Consider the following 11,953-nt stretch of genomic DNA (forward strand, 5'->3'; position numbering starts at 1 on the left):
TTACCAATAATATTTTAAAGATTTTGCCCAAGTGCTATTCGGATAGTCACGTTTTATTTGGTCATACCATTGTTTACGCACATTTTTCGCAACATCTTGATCCGCACAATCATTGATGCCACTTGGCGAATAACACATGATCGCACGATAAAGCGCATAGGCCTGCAAATCACCTTGAGTCCCCGTTTTAATCACGTTTTTGTAAACTTCGCCACGTGTAAATCGCTTTCCTTGGAATGATTGTTCATCATTTTCTTCAGCAAGTTGGTAGGGTAAGCCATGATATCCACTGCGAACATATTCACCCATGCAAACATTTAAAAAAAGATCTTTCGGGGATTTTTCTAGTTGCTTGGTCAAGGTTGGAAGATTTGAACAAATGAGTTGCGGTGTAATGGTTGAACCATTCCAAATAAAATTGGCAAAGGGCGGTTTATTTTTTAATTTTTCTATACTTTCATAATCTTTATATTGTGCTGCATCTTTGGGTAATTCAGCATAGGTTTGATTAAATAATGCATAATTTTGATGGTCTAAAGACTTGCTTAATAAGGTATAAATTGCTGCTTGTTTTTGATCTAAATTGGCTTCTTTACTTTGAATAATTTTTTGCAAAGAGGCTTCATTTGCTTTAAAGACAATAAAGCGTTTTTGTAAGTTGATTTGTTTGATGGTTGGATTTTTACCAATAAATGCATTGATGTCTTGTTTAGAATTGAGATGATTAGACAGCGCTGTTTCAAATAATCCACGTTGATATGCATTCTTCGATTTATTGAGCCATTGTGACCAATAGTGTTCAGCTTGAGTTGGACTATTTTTTTCTAAAATTTGCCCCTTTAAAAACACTTGACTCAATTGTAGATAATTATTTGCGCCAGAAAGGTCTTTCGGTAAATAATTTAAAGCTTCTTGTGCTTTATTTTGCACATAAAATAAATGCACAGCTTGTAAATATTTAAACAGTTCAGGCTGAGTTTTGAAATGGTCTTTTTGCGTATCGAGTTGTGACCAAGTGATTGGTTTATAGCCTTCGGAATTCGATGCTCGCATTTGCATCAAATCATAAGTTGCGAGGAAGAACGGATCTTTTAAATGCTTAGCGTTAAAATATTGGCTACCAAAAACACGACGATCAATTTCAGAAGGAAGCTCACTTACATCTAAATTGTAATATTTAGATTGAGGATTTTGTATTTGCCATACAATTTCATTGACCAGTAAATCTTGACGACCTGTCAGCCAAAAACCACGACGCATGTAGCCTCGTGCACTGGCAGCATATTGTCCATTGGGATAAAGCTTTAAGTAAGTGGTGATGTTATCTAGGAATTCTTTTAGCAGATTTTGATTAATTTTATCTAAATCGACATCACCATATTGATTTGTTCCTGTTGCATATGCGGAGTTTAAGCTTGCGCGAATGAGCATATATTGCGAAGTTTCTTTTAACCATGCATCATCGACAGTCGCTAAAACTGAATATATCTTAGTCGCTGTAGAATAGTTAGTATTGTAAAAAGCAATCGTTGCATTTAAATAAGAGGCGTATTGACGTGCAGTTGCAGACCATTGTGGATCGACAGCCAATAACTGGATTTTATTACTACATTCTGAAATTTTATTGCGTTCAGCAATAAGGGATTGTTTTTCTTGAACAGAAAGGTTTTTATTATTTTTGACTTGTTCATTAAAACTTATTTTACCACTGGCTAATGTGGCACAGCGTTCATCAAAATAATCACGTGTTTCTTCAAACTTTGCACGATGGTTTCCAATTTTGTTTTCTGCCATACGAACAAGTGTAGAGTCATCAAATGGGACTGTTGCATAGGTTGAATCCCATAGGTTTTGATCACCTTGATATGTTTTGATATTGGCTAAACCCAAATCACTGAGCAACAAAATCATATTGCTATGATTATCATTGGCAGGCAGAAGTACAGGTAAATTACTACACGCAGAATAGACTTTACCTTGCATTATAAAATCAGGATTACAGATTGGCTCAAAGCCTGCATGAGTATTTGTAGCATATAAAAATAATGGCAAAATTGAGCCAAATAAGGCTAGAGAAATACAGGATTTTTTAGATTTCATAATGGTCTTTAAATTTGTAATTGTTATAACGATGATAACAAGGGAATGCTGTTATAAAAATAGTAAATGTAAAATTGAAGAAAAATTCAGAAATAAAAAAAGATAGAGTTGGACTCTATCTTTTTAGAAAAGCGGTAAATGTGGTGCAGGGGAGATGTAGCTAAAACTAAAGCTAAAACTTAAAGCGGTAATTAAAATTACAGAATATAAAAAATATTTTTTCGCCCAAAGTTGATCATTTTCTGCTTTAAAACCAATGATGGATAAATACACCCAGTAGGCGCATAGTGCATTAAAGGTTACTAAGAAGAGAATATTGGTATAGCCAAAGCAATATAGACCATTTAATACTGCGGCAAATAACAACACATAAATTAAGCTTTCAACTTTTGTGCGGTATATAGAACGTGCTACAGGTAAAATAGGAATATTCGCATTTTTATAGTCATCAAAACGATAAATTGCGATTCCCCAAGAATGTGGCATTTGCCAAAGTGCATAAGCTAAAAAAAGCAATAATGCAGCAACATCAAACTCATGTGAAACAGCGGTATAACCAATGACAGGAGGGCTTGCGCCAGAAATACTACCAATCACAGTTTGGTGAATGGTGGTACGTTTACTCCAAAGACTATAAAAAATGACATAAACAACAAAACCGAGTACAGCAAAGCCAAATGCGTAGGCGTTGACAAAAAACCACAACAAGCCAAAGCCAATCAAACCTAATACAGCAGAAAAAAGTAAAGCAACTGTAGGACTGATGGTTTTTTTGACGAGAGCACGGTTCATCGTGCGTTGCATTTTTTGGTCAATGTCTTGGTCAATGACATTGTTGACAACACAACCTGAAGCAACCACAAGTGTTGTTCCAAGAAGGGTGATAAGAAGCAATAGGAAATCTACTGAACCTTGAGCGGCTAAAAAGAAGCCGCCCAAAGTGGTAACGAAGTTACCGAAGAGAATTCCTGGCTTAGTCAGGAATAGATATTTCTTCAACATGACACCCTAGAGCATCATGTTTGAATGTAAGTAGTTCATGATCCAAACAGAACCAATCAGAAGAATTGCAATTGTCAAAATCGTATAGATAAATGCAATCACGTTCCAACGTTGTTCAGAAGATGAATTCATGTGCAAGAAGAACACTAATTGGACAAGAACCTGTGCAACAGCAGTAATTGCAATCGTTGCAATCACTACGCCACCAGTCATTCCACTCATCACCATCCCAAACGGGATGATTGTGAGTAAAACTGAAAGGATAAAGCCAATAGTGTATTGCTTGAAGTTACCGTGCGATGCACCAGCAGCATTATGATCATGACTCATTATACAGCTCCCAGTAAGTAAACGACGCTGAATACACAGATCCAAACGATGTCAAGGAAGTGCCAGAACAAGCTTAAGCATGCAAGACGACGTGTATTTGGTAGAGTCAAACCATATTTCTTGATTTGAACCATTAACACGATCATCCAAACTAGACCAGAAGTTACGTGAATACCATGCGTACCAACTAAGGTAAAGAACGCAGATAAGAACGCACTGTGGGTAGGACCATGACCAGCGTGAACTAAATGGTTGAACTCATAAAGTTCCATACCAATAAACGTTGCACCGAAGATCCAAGTGATAATTAACCACAATAGAACTTGGTTTACATTTTTCTTGTATGAAGCAAGAACCGCAAAACCGAAAGTTACAGAAGAGATCAAGAGAGCAAAAGTTTCAACAAGTACGAAACCTAAAGACTCACCAAATAACTCTTTTGGACTTGGAGTACCAGGCGGAATATGACTGCTTAATACAGCGAACGCGATGAAAAGTGTACCGAATAAAATCAAGTCACTCATCAAGTATGTCCAAAAACCAAAGACGGTGATGTCTGTATCATCGTGATGATGATGTTCATCGTGTCCGTGGTCGTGATGAAGTACTTCAGTCATGTCCTTAGTCCTTCTTCAAATGTTTTTCAAGTAAAGCATAACGTTCGTTTTCGATACGTTCTACTTCAGCAGCAGGGACGTAGTAATCCACTTTTTTCGTGAATGAACTTACGATGAAGCTGATCACAGCGCCAAGGAAAGTAACGACAACAAGCCACCAAACATGCCAGATTAAAGCGAAGCCCATAGTGGTAATGAACATTGCAATGACAAAACCTGCAGCACGGTCAGTTGGCATATGAATATCTTCATATTTCGCAGGACGTGCATACGCTACGCCATTCTCTTTGTCATTCCAGAAAGTATCAATACCATTGATCTTTGGAATTTCAGCAAAGTTATAGAACGGAGCAGGAGAAGAGGTAGACCATTCAAGTACACGACCATCCCAAGGATCGCCAGTGTTATCCATATTGTCATTGCGTTGTAGGTAACCTACGACGATCTGCATGATGAAACATGCAATACCGATTGCAACAAGAACAGCACCAAATAATGCGATTGCAAGGTATGGGTCCCATTCTGGGTTGTCATATGTATTCAAACGACGAGTCATACCCATGAAACCAAGGATATATAACGGCATGAATGCAAAATAGAAACCGAAGAACCAGAACCAGAATGACGCTTTGCCCCAAGTTTCATTTAACTTCCAACCAAACATTTTTGGCCAGTAGAAAGTGATACCTGCGAACATACCGAATACCACACCACCAATAATTACGTTATGGAAATGGGCAATCAAGAATAAAGAATTATGAACCAAGAAGTCAGCTGGTGGAACTGCCATCAATACACCTGTTAAACCACCGATACCGAAAGTCACAAGGAAACCAAGTGTCCAGTACATAGGTGATGTAAAGGTAATGCGGCCCTTATACATTGTGAATAACCAAGAGAAGATTTTCACACCTGTAGGGATCGCAATGATCATGGTCATGATACCGAAGAAGGCATTGACATTTGCGCCTGCACCCATCGTAAAGAAGTGGTGAAGCCATACTACGAACGCAAGTACTGTGATCGCAATAGTCGCATATACCATTGATTTGTAACCAAACAATGTTTTGCGAGAGAATGTCGAAACGATTTCTGAGTAAAGACCAAAAGCAGGTAATACCAAGATGTATACTTCAGGGTGACCCCAAGTCCAAATCAAGTTCACATAAAGCATTGGGCTACCGCCAAGCTCATTGGTGAAGAAGTGGAAACCGAAGTAACGGTCAAGGGTTAACATTGCAATTGTTGCAGTTAAAACTGGGAATGATGCAATGATCAATACAGCTGTACAAAGTGCAGTCCATGTAAAGATCGGCATATCCATTAGGCTCATGCCAGGTGCACGCATTTTGATGATGGTAACGAAGAAGTTAACACCCGTTAAAAGCGTACCGAGACCAGAAACCTGAAGTGCCCAGATATAGTAGTCAACACCAACACCAGGAGAATATTGAATACCTGACAGAGGAGGGTAAGCCATCCAACCTGTTGCAGCAAATTCACCTAATACAAGTGAAGCCATCATCAGACCCGCAGCGCCAGCAAATAACCAGAAGCTCACAGAGTTCAATAATGGGAAAGCAACGTCACGCGCACCGATTTGAAGCGGTACAGTGATGTTCATCATACCTACAACAAGACCCATTGCTACGAAGAAGATCATGATTACACCATGTGCGGTGAAGATCTGATCGTAATGGTCTGGATGTAAATAGCCTTCACCGCCACCTTTTGCAAGGAACAGTTGAAGACGCATCATGATTGCATCGGCGAAACCACGGAGCAACATGACTACAGATACCAAGATATACATGATACCAATTTTTTTATGGTCTACAGATTTAAACCATACGTTCCACAGGTAACCCCATTTTTTAAAATAGGTGATACCACCAATCACTGCAATTGCACCAAGAGCCATAATAACCATGGTCACAAGTACAATAGGCTCTTTAGGGATTGCATCCCAGTTGAGTTTACCTAATAACAAAGACATGTCTTATTCCCCTACAGCAGCAGTGTGTTCAACAGATGCATGTTCAGCTGCCGCATGGTCTGCACCATGGTAGTTGCTCATGTATGTATTGATAATGTGCTTGAATAGGTCTGGCTCTACTGAAGAATAATAAGTCACAACGTGAGGCTTAGTAGGGAATGGACCTTTACGTTCAGCTTCATGTGCAAGTGCTATTTCTTCTGGAGTGCGAGCATTGTTGACCATTGCTTCAATCTGGTGCTTAGAACGGTCACCATCTTTGAGAGTGGCAAATTCAGCTTGATCTAAAACAGTTTTTTGAACTGCTTCTGGATTGATTGAAGTACCTTTACCTGCTTTAACAGCTTCAACCCAAGTGTTGAAATCTGCATCAGACACTGCATGCGCTCTGAAACGCATTTGAGTGAAACCATAGCCACTATAGTTTGCAGAGAATCCACGATAACCCTCAGCTGGGCTAGGTTGATCTGCAAGCATGTGTAACTTAGTTTGCATACCCGCCATTGCATAAACCTGACCTGCTAACTTTGGAATGAAGAATGAGTTCATTGTAAAGTTAGAAGTGATTTGAAATTCAATCGGTTTATGGATTGGGAAACGAACTTCGTTAATAGTCGCTATTTGTTGTTCAGGATAGATAAATACCCATTTAAATTGTTCAGCTACAGCTTGAATTTTTAAATGGTCTTCCATTTCACCTTGAGCATTTGTTAATGGTCTATATGGGTCATATTGATGTGAACCCCACCATGTTAAATACGCAAGAATAGCAATAATAATACAAGGAATACCCCATACTACAATTTCAATTGCAGTAGAGTGTGCCCATGTAGGTTTATAGTCTGCATCTTTATTTGACGCACGATATTTCCAACCAAACCACAATGCCATAATAACTGATGGAATCACCACCAAAAGCATTAAATAGATCGCTTTCATCATCAAGTCACTTTGACCTGAAGCTACTGGACCTTTAGAGTTTAGAAGTACCATATCACCACCGCACCCAGTTAAGAGCGCAGCTAGCGTAGATAAAGACAATACAGCTAAAATCGTTTGTCTCATTTTACAACCTCGGTGAAGAGTCCCATTCCCTATTTAAATATGGGATAGCGATTAAAGTGTCGCATGATTGAAAATGACTATTATTTACAAACAATAAACATTCTCAATGATCTGACACCGCTACGTTGTAGGGCATTATGCCTCATCTAGACAAACTTATCTATAGATAACGTTGCTTTAAATGTTTGTTATAAAAACCAAATTTTTTACTCGGAATTAATGACTGATGAGTATGTTTATTTTTAAAATCAATATTATGGAAATAAAAAAGGGATGACGAATCATCCCAAATAAAGTATGCAAATTTATTGTTTTATCACCTTGGTTTTGGCCAATTTGTCATGCAATGTTTGACGTTTTGGACTGAAGGCGAAAACATGATCGATGATTGTGATAAATGGCATAAAGATCATATTCAGAAATATGAAAATCACACTTCTGATAAGGAAAACACGAGTTAGGCTGACTTTATCACCAGTATTTGCATCCACAATTTTAATTTTTGCCGTTCTTTTACCTAAACTTTGTCCAGTTTTTGCAAGGAAAAAGGCTTGTACTGCCAACATGATGATGATGTAAAAGAACACACTTTGCCATGCTTCAACAGGAATCAAATTGAGCAATTCTTGCTGATATTGTCCCATTTGACTTGAGCTGCTGCTATTCTGCATTTTTTGTTGTAATGCAGTGAGCTGTGTAATTTGGTCAGGTTTAAGGAAGAACGACGGAATGACAGCAGCAGGTATCCACAACAGCAGATCTAAAAACTTAGCAAAGATACGTGAACCGAAACTGGCAAGTTCTTGCGATGGTTTCGTTTCTACACGAATTTTCTGAATGGTATTATTCTGATCGTTATTTACATGTGAAGGCGTAGGTGTAGAGGGTGCAGTATACCCAATCGGTGTATAGACCAATTGACCTTGTGTAAGCTCACCAAGCGCTTTCCATTCAGTCATACCTTGATGCCAAGCTAAATCCGTCAATAAGACTTGTTGGCTTGCAAGCATCTGATTGAGTTGTTCAATGGTATATGGCCCAGCTTGTTGATTATTTCTCGCCAAGTAAATCTGCATAAAACTAAATTCTCAAAATAAATCTAAACATACAAAAAGTCGTAGATGAAAAAAAGACCCTACGAGAGGGTCTTTTTTAACACGTTTTATTAAACTTGTTTAGTCTTTTCTTCAGCAAGGAAGAACCAAGTATCTAAAACTGAGTCTGGGTTAAGAGAAACAGATTCGATACCTTGCTCCATTAACCATTTTGCAAGATCAGGGTGGTCTGAAGGGCCTTGACCACAGATACCTACATATTTACCTGCTTTACGGCATGCATGAATTGCCATAGAAAGTAATGCTTTAACCGCAGGATCACGTTCATCAAACAGGTGAGAAACGATACCCGAGTCACGGTCTAAACCAAGAGTTAACTGTGTCAAGTCATTTGAACCGATAGAGAAACCATCGAAATGCTCAAGGAATTGTTCAGCCAATAAAGCGTTGGTTGGTAATTCACACATCATGATCACTTTAAGACCGTTCTCACCACGTCTTAAACCATTTTGTGCCAATAATTCAATCACACGCTTCGCTTCAGTCACAGTACGTACGAAAGGAATCATGATTTGGATATTAGTAAGACCCATTTCATCACGTGCTTTCTTCAACGCACGGCATTCTAATTCGAAGCAGTCACGGAAGTTATCAGACACATAACGACTCGCTCCACGGAAACCAAGCATTGGGTTTTCTTCTTCTGGCTCATACAATTTACCGCCAATTAAGTTCGCATATTCGTTTGACTTAAAGTCAGACATACGAACAATCACTGGTTTATCAGTAAATGCAGCAGCAAGAGTAGAAATACCTTCAACCAATTTTTCTACATAGAATTCGATTGGTGATGCATAACCCGCAGTACGTGCCATCACAGCAGCACGTGTTTCACGTGGTAGGCTGTCAATGTTCAATAATGCTTTTGGATGCACACCGATCATACGGTTGATGATGAATTCTAAACGCGCAAGGCCAATCCCTTCATTTGGAATTTGAGCAAAGTCAAATGCACGGTCAGGGTTACCCACGTTCATCATAATTTTGAACGGAAGTTTAGGCATAGATTCAATTGAGTTGCGTTGAATTTCAAAATCCAAAGCACCTTCATAGATGAAACCTGTATCACCTTCAGCACATGAAACAGTCACTTCTTGACCGTCTGTCAGTACTTCAGTTGCATTACCACAACCCACAATCGCAGGTACGCCTAATTCACGTGCAATAATTGCAGCGTGACAAGTACGACCACCACGGTTTGTTACGATTGCAGCAGCACGTTTCATCACTGGTTCCCAGTCTGGGTCAGTCATGTCTGAAACGAGTACATCACCTTCTTGTACTTTGTCCATTTCTTTAATAGAAGTGACAATACGTACTTTACCTGAACCGATGCGCTGACCGATTGAACGACCTTCACAAAGTACAGTACCTTTTTGTTTAAGCAGGTAACGTTCCATTGTGCCGACATTTTCACGGCTTTTTACTGTTTCAGGACGTGCTTGAACGATATAGATTTGACCATCGTCACCATCTTTCGCCCATTCGATGTCCATTGGAGAACCATAATGTTCTTCAATGATCAACGCTTGTTTAGCAAGTTCTTGAAGTTCTAAGTCATTGAGTGCAAATTGTTGACGATCCGCTTTTTCTACGTCTACAACAACAACAGATTTACCCGCAGCACCTTCATCACCGTAAATCATTTTTTGGTGTTTAGAACCCAAATTACGGCGAATAACCGCATGCTTACCATTTCTTAGTAATGGCTTAGAAACATAAAATTCATCAGGGTTTACTGCACCTTGTACAACCATTTCACCCAAACCATAAGAGGCAGTGATGAATACAGCTTCACGGAAACCAGATTCTGTATCCAGTGTAAACATTACACCAGCAGCACCTGTTTCTGAGCGAACCATACGTTGAATACCCGCAGAAAGCGCAACAACGTCATGCGCAAAATTTTGGTGTACACGGTAAGCAATAGCACGGTCATTATAAAGTGAAGCAAAAACTTCTTTGATTGCGATAAGGACATTGTCGATACCACGAATATTTAAGAAAGTTTCTTGTTGCCCAGCAAATGAAGCGTCTGGTAAATCTTCGGCAGTTGCAGATGAACGAACCGCAACAGCAATGTCAGGGTTGCCATTTGAAAGCGCTGCGAAAGCTTCACGAACTTCTTTTTCAAGTCCAGTTGTAAGTGGAGTGTCTACGATCCATTGACGAATTTTTGCGCCAGTTTCAGCAAGTGCATTTACATCATCAACATTCAATACTGCAAGTTCAGCATTGATTTTTGCATTAAGACCGCTTTGTTCAAGGAATTCGCGATACGCTTCTGCAGTCGTTGCAAATCCACCTGGTACAGATACGCCAGCATTTGCTAAATGGCTGATCATTTCCCCAAGTGAAGAGTTTTTACCACCCACGATCTCAACGTCGTGTTTCCCTAGTTTTTCCAGACCGATTACGCGTGCTTCCAAAGTTGTTACTCCACTTTTGCAGTATTAATCACTATCTTGGCATGAAATTATAACAAAAAACTTAGCATTTTGATTCAACTAAGTGATAGTCATGTAAGATGGGGGTTACTATAAAGATTATACATCGCTAAGACAAATTTTTGAGGAGAATTTTAATGTCAGAAAGTAACCAAATAAAGCGGAGCGTTTTTTTCATTTCTGATGGTACTGCGATCACTGCTGAAACTCTTGGGCATTCATTATTAGCGCAATTTCCTCATGTAAAGTTTGATATACATATTATTCCGTACATTACGTCTGAAGAAGCGGCAATGAATGTCGTCGAAGAAATCAATAAAAGAGCTGATAAAGATGGGCAACAGCCTTTGGTGTTCGATACTTTGGTTGACCCTTATGTTCGAGACATTATTAATACTGCAAATGCTGTAAATCTTGATGTATTTGAAGGACTTATTAGTAAATTATCTGATGTTTTAGGTACACCGCCTACAACTTTAGTCGGACAAACCCATGCAGTGACTGATTCTGAGTCATATAAAGCTCGTATTGATGCTGTTCATTTTGCTTTGGACAATGATGATGGTGCAAGAACTCGACACTATGACAAAGCAGATTTGATCCTAATTGGCGTATCTCGTTCAGGCAAAACACCGACCTCAATTTATTTGTCATTACAATTCGGAATTCGAGTTGCGAACTACCCATTAACAGAAGAAGATTTGGACGACAATCGCTTGCCAGCAGTCCTTAAAGAACATAAACATAAGCTTTTCGGTCTAATGATTGATGCAGAGCGTCTTGTTGCGATCCGTTCAGAGCGTAAAGCCAATAGTCGTTATGCAAGTTTCAGCCAATGTCAAATGGAGCTTCGTGCGGTGGAGGGGATTTACATTTCTGAAGGCATTAAATATTTAAATGTTTCTGAAATGTCGATTGAAGAAATTTCAACACGTGTTCTGCAAATGACAGGATTGAAACGTCGTATTGGTTAAATCGTTAAATAAACGTATTTATTTCTACATTACAACGTAATGACGAATTTGAGCTGAACTTAGGTTCAGCTTTTTTATTTTTATCAGTCTAATCAAACTGAATTAATTGAGAATTCAGTCAGGATTTGGAATAAAGGTATTTAATAAAACATTCATTTCGGCATTTAGAGAGTATCGAATCTAAACTGAAATTTATGCATCATTTAAGTCTTCAATATTGGGCAAAAGCTAAGAGCGTTGTCTTATTTTGCTATTTAAAATTGACATAATGGAATAAAAAACAATCTAATTATTAGTAAGGCTCTAG

The 11,953-nt window shown here is 38.8% G+C and carries 9 protein-coding genes; 1 reads left to right on the forward strand and 8 read right to left on the reverse strand.

Annotated elements, in window-relative coordinates; genetic code table 11:
• The 8 genes from GGG_RS0113955 to ppsA all read right to left on the reverse strand — a co-directional run bounded on the left by GGG_RS0113955 (position 1) and on the right by ppsA (position 10,654).
• A complete protein-coding gene (locus GGG_RS0113955) occupies positions 1–2,100 on the reverse strand; it encodes a hypothetical protein (protein ID WP_010115952.1) in 2,100 nt (699 codons plus the stop codon).
• A 123-nt stretch (positions 2,101–2,223) separates the two neighbouring features.
• On the reverse strand, positions 2,224–3,102 hold the full coding sequence (cyoE, locus tag GGG_RS0113960; RefSeq protein ID WP_010115954.1) for a heme o synthase: 879 nt from the start codon (positions 3,100–3,102) through the stop codon (positions 2,224–2,226).
• Positions 3,103–3,108: 6 nt separating this feature from the next.
• Positions 3,109–3,435, reverse strand: coding sequence for a cytochrome o ubiquinol oxidase subunit IV (cyoD, locus tag GGG_RS0113965; protein WP_029574598.1), 327 nt, complete (start codon positions 3,433–3,435; stop codon positions 3,109–3,111).
• Complete coding sequence (gene cyoC / locus GGG_RS0113970; RefSeq protein ID WP_029574599.1) at positions 3,432–4,049, reverse strand: cytochrome o ubiquinol oxidase subunit III; 618 nt, start codon at positions 4,047–4,049, stop codon at positions 3,432–3,434. Before cyoC ends, cyoD begins: the two co-directional genes overlap by 4 nt.
• Positions 4,050–4,053: 4 nt before the next feature.
• Positions 4,054–6,045: a cytochrome o ubiquinol oxidase subunit I gene (gene cyoB, locus GGG_RS0113975; protein WP_010115961.1), complete on the reverse strand. Its 1,992-nt coding sequence runs from the start codon at positions 6,043–6,045 to the stop codon at positions 4,054–4,056.
• 3 nt (positions 6,046–6,048) lie between these two features.
• A complete protein-coding gene (gene cyoA / locus GGG_RS0113980; protein WP_010115963.1) occupies positions 6,049–7,110 on the reverse strand; it encodes a ubiquinol oxidase subunit II in 1,062 nt (353 codons plus the stop codon).
• A gap of 305 nt (positions 7,111–7,415) precedes the next feature.
• A complete protein-coding gene (locus GGG_RS0113985) occupies positions 7,416–8,186 on the reverse strand; it encodes an RDD family protein (protein ID WP_010115966.1) in 771 nt (256 codons plus the stop codon).
• 89 nt (positions 8,187–8,275) lie between these two features.
• Positions 8,276–10,654 carry a phosphoenolpyruvate synthase gene (gene ppsA / locus GGG_RS0113990; RefSeq protein ID WP_010115968.1) on the reverse strand — a complete coding sequence of 793 codons (2,379 nt, stop codon included), beginning with the start codon at positions 10,652–10,654 and terminating at the stop codon, positions 8,276–8,278.
• Between the two features lie 155 nt (positions 10,655–10,809).
• On the opposite strand from ppsA, the gene GGG_RS0113995 reads away from it, so the two are divergent.
• Positions 10,810–11,646 (forward strand): pyruvate, water dikinase regulatory protein, encoded by an 837-nt coding sequence (locus tag GGG_RS0113995; protein WP_010115969.1) that lies wholly within the window; start codon positions 10,810–10,812, stop codon positions 11,644–11,646.
• The last annotated feature ends 307 nt before the right edge of the window (positions 11,647–11,953 follow it).

This window comes from Acinetobacter sp. P8-3-8, from assembly GCF_000214135.1.
Lineage (GTDB): Bacteria > Pseudomonadota > Gammaproteobacteria > Pseudomonadales > Moraxellaceae > Acinetobacter.